The sequence below is a fragment of the Bradyrhizobium sp. 44 genome, assembly GCF_023073095.1.
Lineage (GTDB): Bacteria > Pseudomonadota > Alphaproteobacteria > Rhizobiales > Xanthobacteraceae > Bradyrhizobium.
On the sequence record NZ_JADPIY010000016.1, the window covers coordinates 697,711 to 721,459 of the forward strand.

Sequence of the window (23,749 nt, forward strand, 5' to 3'; positions counted from 1 at the left end):
CGCACGATCCTTTCGGAGAACCGCTGCGCATTTTTCCGGATCGTGCTTTGGAGGAGTTATCGATGTTCGATCTGACTGGCAAAAAGGCGCTCGTCACCGGTGCAACCGGCGGCATCGGCGGCGCGATCGCACAGGCGCTGCACGCGCAGGGCGCCACCGTTGCGATATCGGGGACGCGCAAGGAAGTGCTGGATGAGCTTGCCGGCAAGCTCGGCGAGCGCACCCATGTGCTGCCCTGCAATCTCTCCAAAGCCGACGAGGTCGAGGCGCTGGTGCCCGCTGCGGAAGCGGCGATGGGACAGGTCGACATCCTCGTCGCCAATGCCGGCATCACGCGCGACAATCTCTTCGTGCAGCTCCGTGACGAGGACTGGGAGGAGGTCATCAACATCAATTTGACTTCGACCTTCCGGCTTGCCCGCGCCGCCACCAAATTGATGATGCGCAAGCGCTTCGGCCGCATCATCGCGATCACCTCGGTGGTCGGCGTCACCGGCAACCCGGGGCAGGGCAATTATACCGCGTCGAAGGCGGGCCTGATCGGCATGATCAAGACGTTGGGTGCCGAATACGCCAAGCGCGGCGTCACCGCGAATTGTATCGCTCCCGGCTTCATCAAGACGCCGATGACCGATGCGCTCAACGACAAGCAGCGCGAAACGATTCTGACCAAGGTTCCGGCCAATCGCCTGGGCACGCCCGAGGACATCGCGGCGGCCGCCGTCTACCTGAGTTCAAACGAAGCGGCCTATGTCACCGGCCAAACCATCCACGTCAACGGCGGCATGGCCATGATCTGACGCCTCATGCCGCACCGCCCCCCTGGCGGCGCGGAATGCGGCAAACGGCCGTTTCCGGAGCGAAATGAGGCTTGTAGTCAACGCAATTGAAGTATGATAACCGGACCTTCAACGGATGGGCAAAGAACGCCATTGCAGGTTTTTGAAACCCTGTATATTGGCGATGCGGAGCCTTGGCCGTCATTCGCCGGGCCTGCATCGGTTAGGATGGGGCCAAATCAAAGTTCGTAAGCGAAGGCAGTCAACGACCACGACGGCTCGTATCGTCCCGGGGGGTCGGGTCTACAGGGAACAACACGAGGTTATGCAATGAGTGAGATTGGCGAGCGGGTTAAGAAGATCGTGGTCGAACACCTTGGTGTTGAACCCGAGAAGGTTGTCGATGCTGCGAGCTTCATCGACGACCTCGGCGCCGACAGTCTGGACACCGTCGAGCTGGTGATGGCGTTCGAAGAGGAATTCGGTTGCGAGATTCCGGACGATGCCGCGGAAACGATTCTCACCGTCGGCGACGCCACCAAGTTTCTCGAGAAGAACGCGAAGAGCTAAGGCTCTTCATTTTCGCGGGGACAACATTGAAACCGGACGGACCGCCCAACAGCGGTCAGCCGGTTTCTTGTTATTGGCCGTGAATGTTTCGATGCGGAGTTTTCGGATATGAGGCGGGTTGTCGTCACGGGTCTTGGCATGGTTTCGCCACTCGGCTGCGGTGTCGAGCCGACCTGGAAACGCATCCTCGACGGCCAAAGTGGCGCACGCAAAATCGAGAGCTTCGATGTCTCCGATCTTCAGACCAAGATCGGCTGCACGGTCGTGCGCGGCGACGGTACCAACGACACTTTCAATCCCGACATCTGGATGGAGCCGAAGGACCAGCGCAAGGTCGACGACTTCATTATCTTCGGCATGGCCGCAGCCGGCCAGGCGCTCGACGACGCCAACTGGCATCCCGAGACCGAAGAGGACAAATGCGCCACCGGCACCATGATTGGGTCCGGCATCGGCGGCCTCAACGGCATCGCTGAAACCGCGGTCCTGCTGAAGGAACGCGGGCCGCGCCGGGTCTCGCCGTTCTTCATTCCGGGCCGCCTGATCAATCTCGCCTCAGGCTATGTCTCGATCAAGCATGGGCTGAAAGGGCCGAACCATTCGGTGGTCACGGCCTGCTCGACCGGCGCTCACGCGGTCGGCGACGCTGCCCGTCTGATCGCGCTCGGGGATGCCGACGTCATGGTTGCCGGCGGCGCGGAATCGCCGATCGGCCGCATCGGCATTGCCGGCTTCAACGCCGCGCGTGCGCTCTCGACAGCCTTCAACGAAACGCCTGAGAAGGCCTCGCGTCCCTACGACAAGGACCGGGACGGCTTCGTGATGGGCGAGGGCGCCGGCGTTCTGGTCCTGGAAGAGCTCGAACACGCCAAGCGCCGCGGCGCGAAGATCTATGCCGAGGTGATCGGCTACGGTCTCTCAGGCGATGCCTATCACATCACCTCGCCGTCACCCGACGGCGACGGCGGCTTCCGCAGCATGGCGGCTGCGCTCAAGCGCGCCGGTCTCACCGCTTCCGATCTCGACTACATCAATGCGCACGGCACCTCGACGCCGCTCGGGGACGAGATCGAGCTCGGTGCAGTCGAACGTCTGCTCGGCAATGCCGCTTCCAAGGTCGCGATGTCCTCGACCAAGTCGTCGACCGGTCATCTCCTGGGTGCGGCCGGCGCGATCGAGGCGATCTTCGCCATTCTCGCGATTCGCGATAACGTCGTGCCGCCGACCATCAACCTGGACAATCCGTCGGTCGAGACTGCGATCGATCTCGTGCCGCACAAGGCGAAGCAGCGCGAGGTCAACGTCGCGTTGTCGAATTCTTTCGGTTTTGGCGGTACCAACGCGTCGGTGATCTTCCGGCGTCCGGTCCAATAGTTTGTGTTTGCGACGAATCCACCGTTTTGCCGTATTCGGCGATAGTCATACAAGTGGGCGCGTGTACTTGGCCAGACAAGCGATTGTCGGGTCGCATTTGAACCGGCAGGATTCAGGTTGCTTCGATGAGTGAAAGGCCGCCCATTTCGCCCCGGAGTCCGCGGGCAGCGCTCGAGCCCGAGCAGGTCCCGCCGCCGCCGAGGCGATCGGACCGCGCGCGTAATCCCTTCGTGATCGTCGGCAACGCCATCATCACCCTGCTGCTGATTGCGATGATCGGTGCGGGCGGCGTGTACTATTACGGCCGACAGGTGCTCGAGGCGCCGGGACCGCTGAAGGAAGACAAGATCGTCAACATCCCGCAGCGGGCCGGCAAGCGCGACATCGCCGAGACGTTGAACCGGGAAGGCGTGACCGACGTCAATCCGTGGGCGTTCATTGCCAGCGTCGCTGCGTTGAAGGCGAGCTCGGACCTCAAGCCCGGTGAATACTCGTTCCAGAAGAACGCGTCCTTGCGCGACGTCATTGCCACCATCGTCGAGGGCAAGGTGGTGCAGCATGCCGTGACGATCCCGGAGGGCCTGACCTCCGAGCAGATCGTGGCGCGCCTGTCCGACAACGACATCTTCACCGGCAGCGTGCGTGAGCTGCCGCGCGAAGGCACGCTGCTGCCCGAGACCTACAAGTTCCCGCGCGGCACCCCGCGCGATCAGGTGATCCAGCGCATGCAGCAGGCGCACAAGCGCGTGCTGACCGAGATCTGGGAGCGCCGCAATCAGGACATTCCGGTCAAGAGTCCGGAGCAATTGGTGACGCTGGCCTCGATCGTCGAGAAAGAGACCGGCAAACCGGACGAGCGCAGCCGCGTCGCCGCGGTATTCGTCAATCGCCTGAAGCAGAGGATCAAGCTGCAGTCCGATCCCACGATCATCTATGGCCTCGTCGGCGGCAAGGGCACGCTCGGCCGTCCGATCAAGCGCAGCGAGATCACGCAGCCCTCGCCCTACAACACCTATGTGATCGAGGGCCTGCCGCCGGGCCCGATCTCGAACCCTGGCCGCGCTTCGCTCGAGGCCGCCGCCAACCCGGCCCGCACCCGCGACCTCTATTTCGTCGCCGACGGTACGGGCGGGCATTCCTTCACCGAGACCTACGACGCGCACCAGAAGAATGTGGCCAAGCTGCGCGCGATGGAAAAGCAGATCCAGAACGACACGGTCGAGCCGGCCGAGGACGCGCAGGCGCCGGCCGCCGCCGCGCCCGGTGCCGCCGATACGCCGACGGCGACGACGCCGGCGCGCCCCAACCAGCAGAAAAAGCCGCCGGCCGCTCGCCCCGCGGGTCCGCCGCCGGCCCGCCAAGGCGCGGTGCAGGCCTCGCCCCCGGTGGTGCAGCGCTAGGCCTGCGCGCAGACCTGCCCCCGCGGGACTTTGCGGATTACACTTTCCTGCAAAATAGTCTTAAGATTCGCGTGGCTTGATGGCCGCGCGAATCCCGTGCTTCTGGAGAAATTGACCTGATGGCGTTGTCGTCCATGACCGGCTTTGCCCGAAGCCACGGCGCGAGCGGGCCGTATACGTTCGAATGGGAATTGAAGTCGGTCAACGCCAAGGGCTTTGACTTGCGGGTGCGGCTGCCGCAGGGGTTCGACGAACTCGAGGCTCATGCCAAGAAGCGCGCCGCCGAGCTGCTCTCGCGAGGCACCGTCTACGCCAATCTGACCGTCAAACGCGCCAATGCGGCCACCAGCGTCCGCGTCAACGAGGACGTGCTCAACGCCGTCCTCAAAGCCTCCGCCGTGATCGCCGGCAAGGTCGACGCGGTCGCGCCGAGCGTCGACGGGCTTTTGGCCATCAAGGGTGTCATTGAGGTTGCCGAGCCCGAGGGCGACGAGGAAGAAGACAAGGCCGCGCGCGCCGCCGCCGCGGACGCCTTCGACAAGGCGCTCGCCGAACTTGTCGAGATGCGCAAGCGTGAGGGGACCTCGCTCGGGCAGATCCTGATCCAGCGCGTGGACGAGGTCGAGCAGCTGGCGAAGAAGGCGGAGGCCGCGCCCGGTCGCAAGCCCGAGGCGATCAAGGCGAGGCTCGCCGAGCAGATCGCGAGCCTCCTCGACACCTCCGACCGTTTCGATTCCGACCGCCTGATGCAGGAAGCGATCCTGATTGCGACCAGAGCCGACATCCGCGAGGAGCTCGACCGCATCGCCTCGCACATCGCGCAGGCGCGCGAGCTGATCGGCAAGGGCGGCCCGGTCGGACGCAAGCTCGACTTCCTGGCGCAGGAATTTCACCGCGAGGTCAACACCTGTTGCTCGAAGTCGAACGACATCGAGCTGACCAATACGGGCCTCGCCATGAAGAACGTGGTCGAGCAGTTCCGCGAGCAAGTCCAGAATCTGGAGTGATCGATGACGATTGGCGGTCACGGAACTGATGGTGTCGAGCGGCGCGGATTGATGTTCGTGCTGTCCTCGCCGTCGGGCGCGGGCAAGACCACGCTGTCGCGCATGTTGATCGACCGTATGCCCGGCCTTCGAATGTCGGTGTCGGCGACCACGCGGGCGATGCGGCCGGGCGAGGTCGACGGCAGGGATTATTCGTTCGTCGACAAGGCCACCTTCGGCGCGATGGTGAAGGCCGACCAGCTGCTGGAATGGGCGACCGTGTTCGACAACAGTTACGGCACGCCGCGTGCGCCGGTTGAGGCTGCGCTGTCAGCCGGGCAGGACGTGCTGTTCGACATCGACTGGCAGGGCACGCAGCAGCTCCGAGAGAAGGCGCGCGCCGACGTCGTCAGTGTATTCATCCTGCCGCCCTCGGCCGCCGATCTCGAGAAGCGGCTGCATTCGCGCGCGCAGGATTCCGACGAGGTGATCCGCAAGCGCATGAGCCGCGCCAGCCACGAGATGAGCCACTGGGCGGAGTACGACTACATCGTCATCAACCATGACGTCGACGAGGCCTTCGCCGAGGTGCAGTCGATCCTGAAGGCCGAACGCCTCAAGCGCGAGCGGCAGACCGGCCTCGTGGGCTTCGTGCGAGGTCTGCAAGGTCAGCTTCAAGGTTAGGCTGCGTCAGCCGCGGCCCGTCCTTCGCGAGCCGTTCCAGCATCGTCGTGATCACGTCGATGTCGATGGCGTCCTCGACTCCCGCATCGTCATCGCGACCGGCCGGCTCTTCGTCATCGACCTCGTTGGCCGCGAGCCGCGGCGCCGCCTCGATCAGGAATTCTCCGTTGAAGATATCCGCATCGTCGAGCTCTGCGGCATCTTGGTGCGCTTGCGGGACGCGCTTGTCGATCACATCAATCTCGCGATCGATCGCGGCGAGCTGCGCGGTCTTGAGCTGGGCTGCCTGCGGACGCACGGCATCGAAATCCACCGGGCGCGGCTGCCGAGCGTGCGGCGCGCCGGCCGGCGCTGCGTTGAGCCAGGGCGCACGGCCATCGTCGCGATCGTGCGGCTCAAAATTGTCCCAGTTGACGCGGCGCTGGTCGGCGGCCTGGACGCGGATGCGTCCACCGGCGAAGCGGTAGACGACGCTGGCGAGGATGCCGGCAAGCGTCAGCGCGCCGCCGATCACGAGCAGCAGCATCTGGAGCGAGCCGGTCTGCTTGTCGGCGGTGCTGTCGGCCGCGGCCAGAGCCATCGGAGCAGGGGACTTCGCCGGCTTCGTGGTCGTCGGCTGCGCAGCGGCCGCCACAGGTGCAGGCGATGGCTGCTCTGTGGGCGCGGCGGACGCCGTGGTGGCGTCGGGCCAGCGCCCGGCGACAGCGGGCTGCTGAGCGTTGACGTCAGCGGAGGGGCTCGTGGCCTGTTGCGTTGGCGCCGGTCCCGCCTGTGCAGGCGTCTTCACAGTGACGATGCTCTGCGGCGTCAGATATTCGGCGCGCGCGTCCTGGACCGAGTGCTGCTGCGGCACGGCTGAATCCGCTGCAGGCGTATCCGGCGCAGCCTGGGCGGTTTGAGTGGCCTTGCCGCCTTCGGCACGCAGATACCAGCACTGCCGCTTGGTCGCGCGCTCGAGGCGATAATGCCAATGCTGGCCCTGCGGCGCGGCACCCTTTGGCGAGCCAAGGCAGTCGCTCGCGGCATTTGCCGTGCTCGGTGGCGTCGATGCATTCTGCGACACGGCGGCAAGTGGCGCGCCGGCAATGATGCTGCCTACGAGGACAGATAAGAATTTTGCGGTGCGGTTGCCCATCCTGGTCTCCCGATTACGCATGACGCAACTCGTTACCTTCCCTTTGTCGTCAAAGACTTGGGTGGCAATGAGCCGCAAATCCGGAGAGGATGTGGCCTGAATCGGGCCTGCGCGGCGTTCGTTCCGCCGCGGGATCAGACTTTTTCGCCGCTATTGCTTGCTTGAGGTCCAGGTTCCGCCGCAGCCGTCTGAGCGGCGGAATGATCCGGAGCCGCTGCGGCCACCGAGGCGGCCGGAGCCGGTGAAGGTCACACCATCGCCTTGACCGAACGTGCTGACCGCGCCGGTTGCGCTGACGGTACCCGTGACGCCTTGGCCTATGACCTTGCCTGAGGAAACCACGACCGCGCCGGACGTGGTTCCGCCGCAGCCGACGCTGACGACCATCCAGGCGCCGTCGAAACTCCCGCCACCACTACCCCCACCGCCGCGTCGCGAGGAGCTGCGCGGCTCCTCGGCCGGCTTGCTGCGACGCGCCGAGGGCGCCGGCTCGGCGGAACGGTCCGATCGCGAGCCGGACAGCGACTTCTCGTCATTGCCGATCGAGCCGCCGGCGCTGCCGGATTGTGCGACGGCGGACGGTGGAGCGATGGTGGCGGACAGGAAGAAGGCGAGGGCAATCGCGGGGATGATGGCATTGCGCATGCGTAAAAATCCAAAATGAAAATCGTATCAGCGGCCGGAGCCGTCGGCACAGACGGAACCGATAATGTGGCAAGCTTTGCCAGCCTTGCCGCATTCGTCAAGCGCGGCGTCTTTCGCGCGCTGCACGCTGTCGCGCTGGACCAGCGACCAGGATTTGTCGGAGATCGCGAACGCGCCGCAGCGGTTGCCATAGAAGGACAGCTCGATCGGACATTTGGCGCCGGCGCAATTGCCGCGCGCATCCGCCACCGCCGCGCGCCGCGAGGCGTGGTTCCAGGATATGCCCCATTTGCTGCCGTCGGGGCCGTAGACGATCGAGCCCCATGGCTTCAGGTCCTCCATCTTGCGCATCCGCAGCAGCAGGCCTTCGGTGGCTTCGCCCGTCGGCGCCATGGAAATCCGCTGCTGGAGCTTTGTGATCGCGCGGGTCATTCCGTCAGGGCTGTCAGGATCGAAATTGAGCTCGTAGAGCCGCTCGCTGAGTTCGCTCAGCAGGGCGGCATCGCGCAACGGGACGCGGTCCGGATCGGCGCGCAGCCGATCCGCCGGCAGCGGATCGGGCTGCATCGCTGCGACCTGCGGCGGGGCGGTTTGCGTCGGGGGTACGAAATAGAAAGTGCCGTCGATCGGCGAGGACGACACCCAGGGCTGCTGCGCGCCGGAGGTGGCGCGCTTCACCGCGAGGCCGACCTGGTTGAAGGTCTGGAACACGTCGAGGCCCGCGGTCCGGACCGTCGCGGCCAATGCTTTGGTGTAGGGGCTGTGGCCGTCGCTTCCGTCCTGGGCGACGTTGCCGGGTTGCGTTGCGTAGGAGATCAGCGTGCCCTCGGGCGCGCGCATCTGCGCGAGACCGCCATCGGAGGCGCGCAGGCCGCGCGAGCCGAAGGGGTTGTTGCGGCAGGCGTCCAGGATCACGAGGTTGAGGCGCGTGCCAGATCCCTGCATCTGGCGCAGCACGAGGTTGACGTCGGTCATCTGGAAGTCGACGTCGGCCTCGCGCGTCGGGTTCGCGCCGACCGGCACGAGATAGTTGGCGCCCGAGACCTGCACGCCGTGGCCGGCATAATAGAACAGCGCGACGTCGGCGCCCTGCACCTGCCGGCCAAAGCTCTGCACCGCCAGGTCCATCGCGCCCTTGTCGAGATCGAGCTGGGCGCGGCCTCCGACCAGCGTGAAGCCGAGCAGGCCAAGCGTCTCCGCCATCAGGCTCGCGTCCTTGGATGGATTGTCGAGCGGCGTGATGTTCTTGTAGGCGGAGTTGCCGACCACGAGCGCGATGCGCTTCTCGGCCGATGCAGGTAGCGTGACGACGACGAGCAGGGCTGCGACCAGCGTCGCCAGCCCCGGGACGCGACTGAAAATCCTCGCGCGCATCAAAATTCCCCAAAATAATGGCGTCAGTCTAGCAGTCCCACGCGCCGGCGAAAAGCGGTGCGGCATTTGTACAGGCCGTCATGCCCGGGCTTGTCCCGGGCATCCACGTCCTTCGTGCTGCGCGGCAAGGCGTGGATGGCCGGACAAGCCTGGCCATGACGCGGATAGGCGGCGTTATGTATTCGCAGGTGAGGGCGCATGCCTGCACGTTCCCGCGGCAGGTTCTCCCCGAGCCTTGCTGCCGTTCATCGCTCAATGGAAGCCAAAGGGCGCAGGGAAGGCCGGGCGCCGGCGGCACCCGTTGGTCCCTGCGCTACAGGAATGCAGACGGGGTGGACCGACGGGGTGGCCGATCGCCCAGCCTTCCCTGCGTGGATGGTTTTAACGGTGTCGTTCGTGCTCTCCCCGGGAGCGATGCACTATTGCCTCCGGTCGCGGTGCAGGCCTTGTGCGGCGAGAGGGCTTGGGGCAGGACCGCGGCCTCCTCGTCATTGCGAGCGCCGCGAAGCAATCCAGAATCTTTCCGCGGCGGCATTCTGGATTGCTTCGCGGCGCTCGCAATGACTGCGTGGAGACAGCGTGCGCTATCCTTCCATCTCGTGTCCCGGACGCAGGCCGACCGGGCTTGCCTCGTTGGAGCGCCGGCGCGTCCCCCGAGTTGCCTGCCTCGCTCACGTCAGATAATCCGGCGTGAAATCCGCGAGCGCGCGGAGTTCGTCGGGTTGCAACAGCTCGATCTCGCTTCCCTCCCAGGCAATCAATCGGCGCCCTCTCAGCTCCTGGATGGTGCGGTTGACGTGGACGATCGACAATCCGCAGGCATCGGCGACATGCCGCTGCGTCATCGGCATCTGGAAGCGGCGGTTCTTGACGAGGCCCACGACCTCCAGCCTTGCGGCGAGCTCACAGATCAGATGCGCTACTTTCGGCAGTGCCGCCTGTGCACCGAGGCGCGCGATCCATTGTCGCGAGATCGCCGCATCGATCAGCGTCTCGCGCCAGAACGCGCGGGTCAGGTGAATGGAGCCGTCGAGCAGCTGCTTGAGTTGGCTGTGTGCGACGTAGCCGACGATGGTGGGGCCAAGACCGACGAGGTCCGCATCCATCGGCGAGACCAGCAGCGTGTGCAGGCACGGCATGTCGCCGGGAACGTGGAAGGCGAGGATCTGGCTGCGATCGCCGACGATGCGAGCCTGGTAGAGAAAGCCGCTGACGACGAAAACGCAGCGAGAGGCATCTTCACCCTGGCGCAGCACGATCTCGCCGTCCGAAACCTGACGGAGCGTGGACGGCAGGCCAGCGATCTGGCGGCGTTCGTCTTCTGAGAGGCCTTCAATCGCCTGGAGATGAGCGATGAACTTCGGGTGCGGCATGGACAAGAGGAGGTGTTTCACTCGTCACGCGGCATCGCCGGGTCGAGCAGGCGTTGGGAGAGTTTTGCGATGGTCCAATCGGAGACGGGAACCGCCTGGAACTCGCGGATGGCGCGCGCAAGCTCCTGATCCGACATCGGCTGCGCCGGCTCCTTCAACCTGCCCTGCAGGAAGGCATGGCTGATACTGTCCAGGTGCTCGCCCGAATCCGGTGCGAACAGGTGGCGAATGCGCTTCAGGATCGTCGTAGAGCTCATGCGAATGGCGGGTGCAGTCCGCGATCGAGGGACGGTGGGCTGCGACCAAGTAATGTCGCAGACCGGTAGCAACCTGTGCTTCCGACCAGCGTTCTAGTCCGCTGGATATGGGACAGATGTATCATTTGATCGAAGCGGCAGGATTTTTGGCGGGATACGTGGAACGGGACACATGGAAAAAGCCCATGACGTGCTGATCCGGAACCTGGGCGAGCACACCGCGCTCGCACAGGAAGATGTCGCTGAAATTCGCGGGCTGACCTTTGTGCAGCGCGAGTTCGCGCCGAACGAGGATTTCATCCGTCAGGGTGACGAACCCGAGCATTCGGCGCTGGTCGTCTCCGGCATGATCGCGCGCTACCATCTGCTCGACAGCGGCCGGCGGCAATATCTCGCGTTCCATCTGTCCGGCGACTTGCCGGACTCCCAGGGCTTGTTCATCGACCAGATGGACCATGGCCTCTGCGCCCTCGGGCCCGCCTCGGTGGCCTTCATCCCGCATCGCGAATTGTTCATTGCCTTCCGGCGACGACCGACCTTCGCGCTCTCGGTCTGGCGCGAGACGCTGCTCGATGCGGCTATTTTTCGCGAGGCCATCACCAACAACAGCGCCCGGCCGATGCACACGCGCATGGCACACCTGTTCTGCGAGCTGTTCTACCGCGCGCGGGCCGCGCAACTCGTTCGCGGCAATCGCTGCCGCCTGCCGATCAGCCTGGCGCAGCTCGGCGAGACGCTGGGCATGGCGATCGCGACGGTGAACCGGACGCTCGCTGACCTCAGGCGGAGCGGGACCATGGACTTGCGCGACAGCGAGCTGATCGTGCTGAAATGGCGCGAACTGCAGCGGCTCGGAAGCTTCAGTCCGACCTATCTGCATCTCAAGCGTCAGTCGCCGCCGCGCGCGTGAGGCCGCAATATGTCAGCCGCTGGCAGATGCCGCGCGCCGAGCACTTCGTCGAAATGCTTCTTCACCCAATCGTTGCAACGGCAGGCTCTGGCTTCGAGCGCCGGCGCGTCGAGGATCAGGATGGCGCCACGGCGTGTCGCGAGGATCCGCCTCGCCTTGAACATCTGGATGACGCGGCTGGCATAGCTGCGGGAGACGCCGAGCATGCCGGCAAGCTGCTCGTGGGTGAGAGGGATCTCGGGGCCGCCGACGTGCTCCTGCGCCGACATGATCCACTTGGCAGCGCGCTGCTCGATCGAATGCGCGGCATTGCAGGCCGCGGTCTGAAGCAGCTGAGCGAACTGGCAGTCGGCGTAGCGCGAGAACACCTGCTGGAGCGTGGCCGACCTCTGCTGGGCCTGCTCGAGCGCGCGCGGCGGCAGCCGCATCAGGGTGCCGCCCAGCTTCACGACGATGCGCGAATAGGCCAGCGAGGCGCTGCGGCCGGCGGCAATGCCCACCGCGCCCTCGCGTCCGACCAGCAGGCTTTCGACCTCGCGATCGTCCTCGACCGGCACGGCGAACGACACGAGTGTCGAGCGGCAGGGAAAATGCACCGCCGTGACCTCGTCGCCCGCGTGATGCAGGATGTGGCTCGCCTCGAGTTCGACCGGCTGGAGGTGCGGCGCAAGCAGTTCGAAATCCGGGCGGCTGAGCCGCTGGAGAAGATCGTTCTGGGGCCGACCGGTCACATGTATTGCTCTGGCCGGGAATCGGCACCGGCCAGAACCCTACGTTTCCGCGACGGAGCCGACGGTTCCAAAGTGCACACAAGGCGTTTTCCAAGCGTTGAAAAATTGGCCTCCGGTCTGCGGAATTACGGAAATCGCTGGCGAGGCGCATGTTACGCGAGGCAAATGGCGCTGCCGAACCCGGCGGCCTTCAACTTCACGAACTCTGTGCAGGAGTGCACACAACAGGGGCGCGGATCGGCGTAGCGTCCCCGATGCGGGGCGCCGCAGCCCGTGCGCTCTGCCCGACGGACCGCCGGCCTATACCTCAAACGCCGCCGGGCCGGCGGGCCCGAGGGCGGCGAGGATGTTCGTCACCCGAAGCGTGCTTCGCAATCATGCGCGGGCCGGCTTTTTTCCGCGTGGGCGCGATAGGCATCGATCGCCCTGTTGGCGAGCATCAGTTGCCGGCGTTCACCGGTCCTGAGCTGGGCCTCGATGGCGTCGAGCAGGACGTTCGCCGTCTCGTCCGGAGAGCCGAGCTCTCCGCTCTGCTCCAGGAAGCTCCAGGCGATGAAGAATGCGTTCTCGACGGTGCAGCGAATGGACATGGCTGCCAACGCGGCGCGGCCGTTGCCGTTCCGCGGGACAGACGAATGCCGTGTATTAACGAGCGTGCCCGCGCTACTTCAGCGAGCTGCTGATCGAGGTGAACTTTTTGTTCAGCGTCGCGCCGAGATTGTTGACGACGGCGATGATCGCGAGCGCGATGCCGGCGGCGATCAGGCCGTACTCGATCGCGGTGGCGCCGGACTCGTCGGCGAGGAAGCGGCGGATGGTCTGCATGGTCTTGCCAGAATTCCAAAAGAGAGTTGGCGAGGACCATAATCCGCAGGGAGCGGGTTCCCCAATTCGGAACCCCGCCTTGCGTCAATTTCGAGTTAATCTCCGTCCACGAAGCGGGCGGTGAGAAATGGATTCCGCCGCCCTGCGTTCGTCGATCTTCTACGGCGCTAGTTCTTGAGCACGATGCGGCCGACGACCTTGCCGGCGCGAAGCTCGTCGATCCAGGTCTGGACGTCGCCCATCGGCTCCTCGCGCATCGGTGTCGGCTTGATCTTGCCGGCGCGGGCGAGCGCCATCAGCTCGTGAGCCTCGGTGAGCGTGCCGACCATGAAGCCCTCGATGGTCATGCGCTTGTAGACCCATTGCACCATCGGCAGCGTGAACTGGCCGCCCATCAGGCCGGAGACCACGATCTTGCCGCCGCGCGCGGCGACCGCGACCGCGAAAGCCATGGACTTCTCATTGCCCGCGAAATCGACGATCTCGTCGAAGCCGCCATCGGTTTCCTTGAGGATGCGCTTGATCACGTCGGGCTCGGCCGGATCGTAGGCCACCGCCGCGCCGTTCTTCAGCGCGGTCTCGCGCGCGGCACCGCTGAGATCGGCGACCGTGATCGGCTGGTTGAACATGGCCGCCGCGAAGGAAAGGCCCATCATGCCGACGCCGCCGAGGCCGATCAGCAGGAGATTGCGCTGCCGCGGCCGGTCGACGAGGCGCTTGAGCGCGCCATAGGCGGTGACGCCGGAGCACATCAGCGTCGCGGCCTGGTTGACGGGCAGGGGATCGTAGTCGAGCAGATATTTCGAGTCGGGCACCAGCACGTGGGTGGCGAAGCCGCCGTCGATGGAGACGCCTAGAAAGCGCTGCCTGGCGCAGAGGTTCTCGTCGCCATTGGCGCAGTCGCGGCACTGGCCGCAACCGATCCACGGAAACACCGCCTTCTTGCTGCCGACGAGACCGGCGAATACGTCGGGGCCGACTTCGTCGACCACCCCCGCGATCTCGTGGCCGAGCGTGAAGGGCAGCGTCATGCCGCGCGTGGTGTCGAGCTTCTTGCCGCCGCCGAGATCGGCGTAGCCGTCCTGGATGTGCAGATCGGAGTGGCAGAGGCCGCAGCGCTCGATGCGCACCAGCACCTCGCTTCCTTGCGGCTTCGGCGTGTCGACGATGGTCTCGCACAGCGGCGCATCGAACTTGACAAGGGACTGCCGACGCATCAACGCCATATTTCTTCCTCCGAAATTATCTCTCTGTTTCGCTGCGTATATTGGCCAATTCACGGGCCATGGCAACAAAGCCGGAAATCGGAACGGTCTCCGCGCGCCGCGTCGCGTCGACGCCGGCAGCTGCGGCGAGCCGTGCGGGATCGGCGCCCAGCGCCTTCAGGCTTTGCCGCAGCATCTTGCGGCGCTGGCCGAAGGCGGCGGCGGCGACCTGTTCGAGCAGCTTGCGATCGCAGGCGAGAGGCGTTTCGCGCGGGATCAGTCGCACGACGGAAGAGGTGACCTTCGGCGGCGGCACGAAGGCGGACGGCCCAATGTCGAACAGGATCTTGGTCTCGCAGCGCCAGTTGGCGAGCACGCCGAGCCGGCCATAGGCCTCGTCGTCCTCGCGCGCCACGATGCGCTCGCCGACCTCGCGCTGGAACATCAGGACCATCATGTCGTACCAGGGCGGCCAGGGCTCGGTGGTGAGCCAGCCGACGAGAAGGTGGGTCGCGATGTTGTAGGGCAGGTTGGCGACGATTTTTGCTCGTTCGCCCGACAGCAGCGGGCGCGGGTCGAAGGTCATGGCGTCGCCATGCACGATCTCGAGACGGCCGGGATAGCGCGCGGAAATATCCTGCAAGGCAGGGATCGCGCGCTCGTCATGCTCGATGGCGATGACGCGTCTGGCGCCGAGCGCGAGCAAGGCGCGCGTCAATCCGCCCGGGCCGGGGCCGATCTCGATGATGGTAGAGTCCTCGAGCGGAGCCGCCGCACGCGCGATGCGCGCGGTGAGATTGAGGTCGAGGAGGAAGTTCTGGCCGAGCGATTTGCGGGCCGACAAAGCGTGCTGGCGAATGACCTCGCGAAGCGGCGGGAGGTCGTCGATCGCGCTCATCGGGTTTTCGCAGCCGCCATCCGGCTCGCAAGCCTCAACGCGGCGATCAGGCTTGCCGGATTGGCCTTGCCGGTCCCGGCGATGTCGAAGGCGGTGCCGTGGTCGGGCGAGGTGCGGATGAAGGGCAGGCCGAGCGTGACGTTGACCGCGTCGTCGAACGCCACCGTCTTGATCGGGATCAGCGCCTGGTCGTGGTACATGCAGACGGCGCAGTCGTAGCTGTTTCGCGCGGCTTCGTGGAACATGGTGTCGGCGGGGAGCGGTCCCTTCGCCTCGATGCCGTCGCTGCGCAACGTCTTGATCGCCGGCGCGATCACGGTCTGCTCCTCGTGGCCGAGCGAGCCGTCCTCGCCGGCGTGCGGATTGAGGCCGGAGATCGCGATGCGCGGAATGGCGATGCCGAAGTGGGATTTGAGTTCGGTCGCGACGATGCGCACGGTCGAGACGATCAGCTCGCTGGTGAGCTGGGCCAGTGCGTCGCGCAAGGAGACGTGGATGGTCACGGGCACCACGGCGAGCCGCGGCGACCACAGCATCATCACCGGCTGCGGCACGCGGCCGTCTTCCGCGGCGAGCTCGGCGAGGAATTCGGTATGGCCGGGATGGCGGAAGCCGGCGCGATAGAGCACGCTCTTGGCGATCGGATTGGTGACGACGGCGCCGGCGCGACCGTCGCGGACATCAGTGACCGCCTGGCGGATCGAGGCGAGCGCGGCCGGCGCGCTCGATGCGTCGGGCTTGCCGGGCTCGGCACTCGCGGGCTCGTCGCCGGTCGCGACCACGGGCAGGGCCTCAGGGAAAGCGGCCCCGGCCTCGCCGGCGCTCACCGAAGCGATCCTGACGTCGGCGCCGAGCGCTTTGGCGCGGCGCGCGATCAGCGCCTCGTCGCCGAGGAGATAGAAGGCGGGCAGGTCCAGTTCGCGGCGCTTGAGCCAGGCTGCGATAGTGATGTCGGGGCCGATGCCGGCAGGTTCTCCCAGCGTCAGGGCGAGAGGCTTGGTAGGCTGCTGGGCCATCAGCGGTTGCGATACTCGATCATCGCCGCCTTGCGGAGGTCCTCGAGATAGGCCTTCTGGGTCTTCTCGTACTTCTCCTGATACATCTTCTCGCGGACCTCGCGCTTCTTCGGCGTGTCGATCATGGTCGGCTTGCGCGAGCACAGCACCACCATCTCGATGCCCGCTTTGGTCGTCTCGGGGGCGGTGAGGTGGCCGATCGGCGTGTCGTCGAGGACCTTGCGTAGCGCCTCGGGCAATTCAGCGGTGGTCTTGGTGACGATGTCGCGGATGGTGGCGTTCGGCGTGGAGCGGAACAACGAATTGGCTTCTTCGCAGCTTCCGACGCGCGAGCGATATTGCTCGGCTTCCTTATGCCGCGTCTCCAGGAACGCCGGCGACGATCCGCGCGGCACGATCAGCACGATCGGCTGCATCTTGTATTCGGTGCCCTCGATCTGCAGCTTGTCGCCGGTCTGGGCCTGCACGGCCTGCGCGACGTCCTTCTCACCGACCAACAGCTTTTCCTTGAAGCGGCCGCGCACCAGGCTGCTCCAGACCATCTCGGCCTTCATGCGGCTCTTCAGGGTTTCGGGGCGGACGCCCTTGACCTCGAGCGACTTGGTGAGCTGGTCCGGCGAGATGCGCATGCGCTGCGCCATGCCATCGTAGGACTGGTTGATGTCGGAGACGCCGGGATCGACCCCGTATTTCTTGCCTTCCTTCATCTTCACCCGGTCGTCGATCAGCTCGTTGATGACCTCCTGACGGGCCGGTGTCTTCTGCGTCGTCAGCTGGTCGAGCTTGGAGCGCTGGTCAATGTCGAAGTCGGTGATGGGATCGCCGTTCACCATCACGACGATGTTCTGCGCGCGCGACGGCGTGCCGGCCAAGAGCAGGGCGGTGAGGAGGAGGAAGAGGCGGAAGACAGGCAATGGGATCGTCATATTTGTCGCTCGCATGTCAGCCGCGGTGAACCTGCGATCGGGAACACGCGGCCGGCACCTTCAAACCAATCACTGGAGACCGCTGCCGGAACTGCTGGTCGTCGCTGTGTTCGCCAGCGTGCGCAGGCCGATCTGGAACATGATCGCGTGGTTCAGCACGGGCGGCGTCGCGCCTGCGGAATAGCTATACGCTGTTACATAGTTCAAGCCGAGCACAAAACAATCGTCGACGTAGCCGGCACCGAGCACATACTGGTTGATCTTGTTGGCCTCCAGGTCCCAGCGCGCCGAGCCCGTGACCACCCAGTTGGCCGCGACCTTGATCGAGCCCGACGTCAGGATGCCCTCGCGGCGGGTCAGATAGCCGAGTTCCGGCTGCGCCGCGTAATTGCCGTACAGCATGCTGACGGACCAGCGGTTGAAGTTGGCGCGGCCTTCCGCCTCGAAGCGCTGGACGTTCCAGGTCTGCTCGTCCATGCGCGAGCGAACGCTGAACGTATAGGTGCTGTTGGGCGAATAGGCGGCGCTCGCCACATAGTCGGAGCGCGGCCTTTGCAGGCCGGAATCCACGCCGGTGTTGATGGAGTCCTGGACCGCGAAGGAGTTCATGCCGAACAGCTGGTAGGACTGGCCGAACAGCGTCTTGATGGCGCCGCCCCTGTCGAACTGCGTGGTGGACTGCACGCCGACATTGGCGCGGCCGCCGCCCTCGACACGGTCGTAGCCGGAGAACTTGTCGACGCTGAACAGGTTCGAGGCGTCGAACACCATGCTCTGCGCGTCCTCGTTCGGGAGCTTGCCGGCATAGGTCTCGTTCGGCCGAATGATGATCTGCGCGATCGGCTCGATGGTGGTCGAGCCCCAGGGCTGAACGTTGATGAAGGGATAGCGGTATTCGAGGCCCACGGTCGGCATCAGGCGGAACGCCTGGGTGTCGCCGACAGGAAGATAGTTCGACACGCCCGGCTGGTTGGAGACCGAGGAGTTGATCGCATCGGCGCGGAGAATGGCGAACGGCGTCCAGATTTCACCGAACGGATCGGTGAAGGATTTGCGCCACTGCGCTTCGGCCGTCAGGCGGGTGTAGGTGCCCGGGAAGCCGCGCATCAGGCACTGCGACGGCGTGCGCGCGAGCGGATCGGCCGATGCCGTCGTGCACAGGCTGTTGGTGTTGGCGAGCGTCGTGATCGGATCGAACACCGCAGTGTCACGCGACAGGTTCACGAAATTGGTCTTGTAGCTGAACTCGCCGCCGAAGACCGGATAGTTCAGCACGTTCGAATAGTCGATCACGGGGTAGACGACCGGCACCTGGCTCTGGTTGCCCGAGTAGCTCAGCCAGTACATCGTGCGCGCGTCGAAGAAGCTGCGATTGCCGACGCCGGTCAGGTAAAGCTGCGAGAGCGCATCCGTCGGCAGATACAGGAACGAGCCGAGCGGATCGCGATATTGCGACAACCGATAGTCCGAGAAGAAATAATAGTCGGACATCAGGACGCCGTCCCAACCCCAGACCCATTTGTCGTTCAGCGCGAACTGACCCTTGGTGTCGACGGCGCCGCGGAACTGCTTGTCGCCAGGCTGGCCGGCGAGCGCGCTTCGATCGAGCTGGTCGATGCCGTAGACGCGGATCTGATAGGCGCCGTCCATCAGGCGCTGGCGGAATTCGGCCTGGAACAGCACACCCTGCTTGGACGTGATGCGCGGGCTGAAGGTCGCGTCCATGTCGGGCGCGATCGCCCAGTAGAACGGAACCTCGACGCCGTAGCCGAACGGCGTATTCGACGTGAAGCCCGGCATCAGGAAACCGGTCTTGCGCTTCACGGTCGGGTCGGGCGTCGAGAAATAGGGCATATAGGCGATGGGCACGCCGAAGAATTCGAGCTGCGCCGTCTCGAAATACAGCATCTTCTCCTGCTGGTCGTGGATGATGCGCGCACCCTTGACCTGCCATAGCGGCGGCTTCTTCGGATCGTCCTTGCACGGCGCGCAGGCCGTGTAGACGCCGTTCTCGAACACCGTGTAGTTGCCGCTGGAGCGATCGGAGCGGCTCGCCGCCATGCGGGTCTGGTCGGCCGTATCGACGCGCAGCGAATCGACGAAACCGTCACGGTAGTCGTCGGACAGGTCCAGGATCTCCGCATAGGTGATCTTGCCGTCGGCATCCGTCATGCGGATGTTGCCTTCGGCATGGAGCCGCTTGGTCTTCTGGTCGTAGATGACTTTGTCGGCCTCGACGCTGGTGCCGTTGTAGAACAGCTGGACGTTACCGACCGCGGAGACGCGCGAATTGTTGTAGTCGTAGTCGACCTCGGTCGCCTGAACCAGCATCTGGTTGTCGTTGACGGCCTTCGGCGGCTTCGCACGCGGCGGCAGCGGATTGTAGGTGAAGCTCTGGGCGGAGGCCGGCGCAACGGCGGCAACGTCCACCACGCCACCGAGCGATACCACGGCAGCGACAGCAAGCAGGAACCTGCGAATGGACAAGCCACACCCGTTCGCGCGCACCACTGTGCGCCGCGTCAAACGAGACACGGGCCCTCGGTGGACGGCCGTCACTATCCGTCCTCCTGATACAGCAAGGCCAAAAAGCCGGTGAGGCCGCCCACCACCACGGGCAACCACGCCGCAGCGATCGGATGCATCAACTCAGCCTTGCTCAAATCTTCAGTCACTTTCGACAGAACGTAGAGCAGAAAGCCTGCGCCCACGCCACTCAAAACCATCTTCTGCACGCCGCCCATCCGGAAGAAGCGCAACGACACGGAAGCCGCGAGCATCACCATGGCGGCAAGCAAAAACGGCTGTGCCAGAAGCTTCTGATACTGGAGTCGGTATCCGGCTGTCGCGAAGCCCGAGCTTTCGGACGAGCGGATGTAGCTCGGTAGTTGCCAAAAGGACACAGTCTCGGGTGTGGAAAAGCTGTTGCGGACCTGCGCCTCGGTCAGCGTCGTCGGAATCTCCAGGCTGGCCTGATCGACCGGCGGCGAATCCAGCGAGAAGCGGCGGACGCCCTTGAACAGCCAACGGCCGGCCTCGAGCGTCGCCTCGCGCGCCTCGACCCGCTCCTTGAAGTGCTGCTCTGTGTCAAACCGGAACAGGGTGAGCCCAGTGAGCCGGACGCCCTGCTGCTCGCTGCGCGCCGCGTTGATGATGGTCTGGCCATCATTGGTGACCTGATTGAGCCAGAAGCCGGAGGCGTCCTGAATGCCGCCGCCGGGTGCCGAGCCGAACAGCTCGGCTTCCATGCGCTTGGAGAGCTCGCGCAGATTTGCCGACATCGGATTGTAGGCGACGGTGGCGATCACGCCGATCAGCAGCGCGCTGCCGAGCGCCGGCGAGATGAATTGCCATGCGGAGACGCCGGCGGCGCGCGCGACCACGAGCTCGAGCCGGCGGGAGAGGGCGAGATAGCAGGTCATGGCACCGATCAGCATGCAGAACGGCGTCAGCTTCTCCAACAGCTGCGGCACGCGAAACAGCGAGGTCTCGGCCACCATGACTGCGGAGGCGGATGCGAGCCCCGAGGTCTTGCGCACCATCTCGATGTAATCGACCAGCACCAGCAACAGGAAAATGCTGGCGAACACGCCGAGCGCCGCGACCACGAAACGGCCGGCGAAATAGCGCCCGAGTGTGTTGGTGAGCATGCTCATGCGGTGGCCGGGCGTCGGAACAGCCGCGCGATGCGCGCGTTCGACCTGTTGATGGCCTCCATGAGGCGCGGCGGCGGCTCGACCACGAGGCCGCCGATGATGATCGCCAGCCCGAGGCCGATGGCACCGATGACCATCGCATATTGGACCAGCACCGCGCCCGGCGATTTCACCGCCATCACCGAGCAGGCGAAACCGGCCATGCGCAGGCCGAACACGGCGAGGATGGATGAGCCGATCGAGAAATTGCGGCTCTGGCGCGTGGTGCGAGGCGCACCCAGAAACGCGAAGGTCAGCACGGCAAAGGCGAACGGATAGATCGGCGCCAGCAGGCTGTCATGCAGGGCCGAGCGGAATTGGCCGGGAATCTGCTTGTAGACAGGGTCGTCCTCGGACGGCGAGAGCAGCTCCCAGAGATAGCGCTCGCGGATGCCGAGGGTGACGTCGCGGCCCTGGCCCGAAAACTTCGACATGTCGAAGCCGTAGCGGCCGAACGCCACCAGCGCGGGATCGCGCTTGCCGGCCTCGAAGCGCTGGAGATTGCCGGTCTCCAGCACCAGGAACGATCCGTTGTCGTTCTTCACGACTTCGCCGTGCTCGGCGACGATCGAGACCCGCTCGTTCGGATCGCGGCGGTCGTCGATGAAGATGCCGGCGAGGATGCCGCCGGGCTGGCGTTCGCGAATCCGGATCGTCAGGTTCTTGTCGAGCTGGGCGAAGCGGCCGGGCTGCAGGATGTTGGTAAGCACGTCGGCGGTGATCTCGGCGTCCCACTGCTTGATCCGCCGCATGCCGTCGGGAGCGAGATAGGCCGCGATGAAGGCGACCAGCAGCGCCACGACGCAGGTGGCGTAGAAGAACGGATAGAACAGCCGGAACGGCGAGAAGCCGGCGGCATTCATCACGATGATCTCGGAATCGGTCGCGAGCTTGTTCAGCGTATGCGAGATCGCGATCATCAGCGCGATCGGCGAGATGATCAGGACCAGCGCGGGCACGACGAGGCTGGTGATGCCGAGGAAGGTCAGGATGGTCTGACCCTGGCTCGTCATCAGGTCGATGCCGCGCAACGCTTGCGTAATCCAGATCACGCCCGTGAGGCTGACCAGGACCAGCGCAAACGACGCGAGCGTCGTGCGGAAAATATACCTATCGATTGACCCCATGCGCTACCGCACGAATCCCACCAAGTCCCCAATGCCGGCCGGAATTCCGGCTGTCCAACCAATCCCCGCAAGAGGATCCCCAAGGTCGGCCAACCATCTCATCCGCCAGCTTACTCTCTCAGTACCATCCCTTTGATCCGTCAACAAAATGGCTGCCCCGTGGCACCCTCAATATATGGTTAATATTTCCCTCGTTGTGGCCCCTCGGCCACGGGGGGTGCTTGGCATCTGCCGGGCCGGTGGCCATAGTGCGGTACGCTCAGTGAATCGCCGTTCAGCTCCGGCCTGTGGCCGGGGCCGCCGATCGGTAAAAAGCGCAATGTTTTGAGGAGTTACTCATGTCCGATGCCATCAAGGTCGGCTTCGTTCCATTGTCTGCCGCCGTCCGTGGCATCATGGTCGTGTTCTGCGATGACGGTCTGAAGCTCGGCCCGGCGACCGCCAAGGCGCTCGGCGGCGCCACCGAACTCGTGAAGCGGGCGGCCACCGCCGCCGCCTTCAAGGGCAAAAGCGGTGCTGCGCTCGACATCCTTGCACCCGAGGGCGTGAAGGCCACCCGCCTGATCGTGATCGGCGCCGGCAAGGCGGCCGGCCTGAAGGCCAACGACTTCCTCAAATTCGGCGGCGTGGCGGCGAGCAAGCTTCCGGCCGGGGCGGCGGCCATGACCGTCATGGCGGAACTGCCCAATGGCGCCATGACGAGCGAGCAGGCGGTCGCGATCGCCTCGGGGCTGCGGCTGCGCACCTACAAGTTCGACCGCTACAAGACCAAGAAGAAGGAGGGCGAGGAGGGCGGCACGCGCGCCGACGTCTCGTTTGCGGTCGGCGATGTCGTCGCCGCGAAGAGGGCGTTTGCATCGGCCGCTGCGATCGTGGACGGCGTGGTCATTGCGCGCGACCTGGTCAACGAGCCGCCGAACGTGCTTTTTCCCGAGGAGTTCGCGCGCCGCGCGGGCCTGCTCCGAAAACTCGGCGTCAGGATCGAGGTGCTCGACGTCAAGGCGATGGACAAGCTCGGCATGGGCGCGCTGCTCGGCGTCGGCCAAGGCTCGGCGCGGCCGAGCCGCACCGTGATCATGCGTTGGGACGGCGGCAAGAAGGGTGAGGCGCCGGTTGCCTTCGTCGGCAAGGGCGTCTGCTTCGACACCGGCGGCATTTCGATCAAGCCGGCCGGCAGCATGGAGGACATGAAGGGCGACATGGGTGGCGCTGCCTGCGTCGTCGGCCTGATGCATGCGCTCGCGGCACGCAAGGCCAAGGTCAACGTCGTCGGCGCCATCGGCCTCGTCGAGAATATGCCGGACGGCAACGCGCAGCGCCCGGGCGACATCGTCACCTCGATGTCGGGGCAGACCATCGAGATCATCAACACTGACGCGGAAGGCCGCCTGGTGCTTGCCGACGTGCTCTGGTACGTCGCCAAGAAAACCAAACCGAAATTCATGGTGGATCTGGCGACGTTGACCGGCGCCATCGTGGTCGCGCTCGGCACCGAGCATGCCGGCATGTTCTCCAACAATGATGAGCTTGCCGAGCGGCTGCTGGCGGCCGGCATCGAGAGCGGCGAGAAGGTCTGGCGCCTGCCGCTTGGCCCCGAATACGACAAGCTGATCGATTCCCAGTTCGCCGACATGAAGAACACCGGCGGCCGCCATGGCGGCTCGATCACCGCGGCGCAGTTCCTCCAGCGCTTCGTGGACGGCACGCCCTGGGCGCATCTCGACATCGCCGGGACCGCCATGGGGGCGCCGAAGACCGACATCAACCACAGCTGGGGAAGCGGCTATGGCGTTCGCTTGCTCGACCGTCTGGTCGCCGACCATTACGAACGCAAATGAC

General features: G+C 65.1%; 23 protein-coding genes. 8 read left to right on the forward strand and 15 right to left on the reverse strand.

From position 1 onward, the window contains the following. The first annotated feature begins 62 nt into the window (after nucleotides 1-62). From fabG to gmk, 6 genes are all read left to right on the forward strand, one after another. On the forward strand, nucleotides 63-800 hold the full coding sequence (gene fabG / locus IVB41_RS19835; protein ID WP_007592006.1) for a 3-oxoacyl-[acyl-carrier-protein] reductase: 738 nt from the start codon (nucleotides 63-65) through the stop codon (nucleotides 798-800). A gap of 309 nt (nucleotides 801-1,109) precedes the next feature. Continuing rightward, a complete protein-coding gene (locus IVB41_RS19840; RefSeq protein WP_006020277.1) occupies nucleotides 1,110-1,349 on the forward strand; it encodes an acyl carrier protein in 240 nt (79 codons plus the stop codon). A gap of 108 nt (nucleotides 1,350-1,457) precedes the next feature. Beyond that, a complete protein-coding gene (gene fabF, locus IVB41_RS19845; protein ID WP_027569666.1) occupies nucleotides 1,458-2,723 on the forward strand; it encodes a beta-ketoacyl-ACP synthase II in 1,266 nt (421 codons plus the stop codon). 125 nt (nucleotides 2,724-2,848) lie between these two features. Continuing rightward, entirely contained in the window at nucleotides 2,849-4,123 is a 1,275-nt protein-coding gene (mltG, locus tag IVB41_RS19850; RefSeq protein WP_247434107.1) for an endolytic transglycosylase MltG, read from the forward strand. 119 nt (nucleotides 4,124-4,242) lie between these two features. Further along, a complete protein-coding gene (locus tag IVB41_RS19855; RefSeq protein WP_247434110.1) occupies nucleotides 4,243-5,130 on the forward strand; it encodes a YicC/YloC family endoribonuclease in 888 nt (295 codons plus the stop codon). 3 nt (nucleotides 5,131-5,133) lie between these two features. Next, nucleotides 5,134-5,793, forward strand: a complete 660-nt coding sequence (gene gmk, locus IVB41_RS19860; RefSeq protein WP_018459113.1) for a guanylate kinase — start codon at nucleotides 5,134-5,136, stop codon at nucleotides 5,791-5,793. Here the strand turns inward: gmk and IVB41_RS19865 are convergent. From IVB41_RS19865 to IVB41_RS19885, 5 genes are all read right to left on the reverse strand, one after another. Next, nucleotides 5,726-6,928, reverse strand: coding sequence for a hypothetical protein (locus IVB41_RS19865; RefSeq protein WP_247434113.1), 1,203 nt, complete (start codon nucleotides 6,926-6,928; stop codon nucleotides 5,726-5,728). The two genes, gmk and IVB41_RS19865, sit on opposite strands and share 68 nt — an antisense overlap. A gap of 150 nt (nucleotides 6,929-7,078) precedes the next feature. Further along, nucleotides 7,079-7,573, reverse strand: a complete 495-nt coding sequence (locus tag IVB41_RS19870) for a hypothetical protein (protein ID WP_247408427.1) — start codon at nucleotides 7,571-7,573, stop codon at nucleotides 7,079-7,081. Between the two features lie 27 nt (nucleotides 7,574-7,600). Further along, on the reverse strand, nucleotides 7,601-8,947 hold the full coding sequence (locus IVB41_RS19875; RefSeq protein ID WP_247434116.1) for a caspase family protein: 1,347 nt from the start codon (nucleotides 8,945-8,947) through the stop codon (nucleotides 7,601-7,603). 671 nt (nucleotides 8,948-9,618) lie between these two features. After that, complete coding sequence (locus tag IVB41_RS19880) at nucleotides 9,619-10,320, reverse strand: Crp/Fnr family transcriptional regulator (RefSeq protein ID WP_027569673.1); 702 nt, start codon at nucleotides 10,318-10,320, stop codon at nucleotides 9,619-9,621. Between the two features lie 17 nt (nucleotides 10,321-10,337). After that, complete coding sequence (locus tag IVB41_RS19885) at nucleotides 10,338-10,577, reverse strand: hypothetical protein (protein ID WP_027569674.1); 240 nt, start codon at nucleotides 10,575-10,577, stop codon at nucleotides 10,338-10,340. Nucleotides 10,578-10,749: 172 nt separating this feature from the next. Here IVB41_RS19885 and IVB41_RS19890 point away from each other — a divergent pair, with 172 nt between their 5' ends. Then, nucleotides 10,750-11,487, forward strand: a complete 738-nt coding sequence (locus IVB41_RS19890; RefSeq protein WP_247408432.1) for a Crp/Fnr family transcriptional regulator — start codon at nucleotides 10,750-10,752, stop codon at nucleotides 11,485-11,487. On the opposite strand, the gene IVB41_RS19895 is transcribed toward IVB41_RS19890, so the two are convergent. The 10 genes from IVB41_RS19895 to lptF form a co-directional block, all read right to left on the reverse strand. Further along, a complete protein-coding gene (locus IVB41_RS19895) occupies nucleotides 11,466-12,218 on the reverse strand; it encodes a Crp/Fnr family transcriptional regulator (protein ID WP_247408433.1) in 753 nt (250 codons plus the stop codon). The two genes, IVB41_RS19890 and IVB41_RS19895, sit on opposite strands and share 22 nt — an antisense overlap. A gap of 353 nt (nucleotides 12,219-12,571) precedes the next feature. Continuing rightward, nucleotides 12,572-12,808, reverse strand: a complete 237-nt coding sequence (locus IVB41_RS19900; RefSeq protein ID WP_007609339.1) for a hypothetical protein — start codon at nucleotides 12,806-12,808, stop codon at nucleotides 12,572-12,574. Nucleotides 12,809-12,881: 73 nt separating this feature from the next. After that, nucleotides 12,882-13,043: a Flp family type IVb pilin gene (locus IVB41_RS19905; RefSeq protein ID WP_007609340.1), complete on the reverse strand. Its 162-nt coding sequence runs from the start codon at nucleotides 13,041-13,043 to the stop codon at nucleotides 12,882-12,884. 167 nt (nucleotides 13,044-13,210) lie between these two features. Next, nucleotides 13,211-14,269, reverse strand: a complete 1,059-nt coding sequence (locus IVB41_RS19910) for an alcohol dehydrogenase (RefSeq protein WP_247408435.1) — start codon at nucleotides 14,267-14,269, stop codon at nucleotides 13,211-13,213. Nucleotides 14,270-14,285: 16 nt separating this feature from the next. Further along, nucleotides 14,286-15,146 carry a 16S rRNA (adenine(1518)-N(6)/adenine(1519)-N(6))-dimethyltransferase RsmA gene (gene rsmA, locus IVB41_RS19915; RefSeq protein ID WP_247360601.1) on the reverse strand — a complete coding sequence of 287 codons (861 nt, stop codon included), beginning with the start codon at nucleotides 15,144-15,146 and terminating at the stop codon, nucleotides 14,286-14,288. After that, nucleotides 15,143-16,162 (reverse strand): 4-hydroxythreonine-4-phosphate dehydrogenase PdxA, encoded by a 1,020-nt coding sequence (gene pdxA, locus IVB41_RS19920; protein ID WP_247434119.1) that lies wholly within the window; start codon nucleotides 16,160-16,162, stop codon nucleotides 15,143-15,145. Before pdxA ends, rsmA begins: the two co-directional genes overlap by 4 nt. Beyond that, complete coding sequence (locus IVB41_RS19925) at nucleotides 16,162-17,088, reverse strand: SurA N-terminal domain-containing protein (RefSeq protein ID WP_027569679.1); 927 nt, start codon at nucleotides 17,086-17,088, stop codon at nucleotides 16,162-16,164. Before IVB41_RS19925 ends, pdxA begins: the two co-directional genes overlap by 1 nt. A gap of 69 nt (nucleotides 17,089-17,157) precedes the next feature. Then, on the reverse strand, nucleotides 17,158-19,647 hold the full coding sequence (locus IVB41_RS19930) for an LPS-assembly protein LptD (RefSeq protein ID WP_247434122.1): 2,490 nt from the start codon (nucleotides 19,645-19,647) through the stop codon (nucleotides 17,158-17,160). Continuing rightward, entirely contained in the window at nucleotides 19,647-20,744 is a 1,098-nt protein-coding gene (gene lptG, locus IVB41_RS19935) for an LPS export ABC transporter permease LptG (protein WP_027569681.1), read from the reverse strand. Before lptG ends, IVB41_RS19930 begins: the two co-directional genes overlap by 1 nt. Next, nucleotides 20,741-21,910, reverse strand: coding sequence for an LPS export ABC transporter permease LptF (lptF, locus tag IVB41_RS19940; RefSeq protein WP_027569682.1), 1,170 nt, complete (start codon nucleotides 21,908-21,910; stop codon nucleotides 20,741-20,743). Before lptF ends, lptG begins: the two co-directional genes overlap by 4 nt. 338 nt (nucleotides 21,911-22,248) lie before the next feature. Between lptF and IVB41_RS19945 the strand changes: the two genes are divergently transcribed. Further along, nucleotides 22,249-23,748: a leucyl aminopeptidase gene (locus tag IVB41_RS19945; RefSeq protein WP_027569683.1), complete on the forward strand. Its 1,500-nt coding sequence runs from the start codon at nucleotides 22,249-22,251 to the stop codon at nucleotides 23,746-23,748. The last annotated feature ends 1 nt before the right edge of the window (nucleotide 23,749 follow it).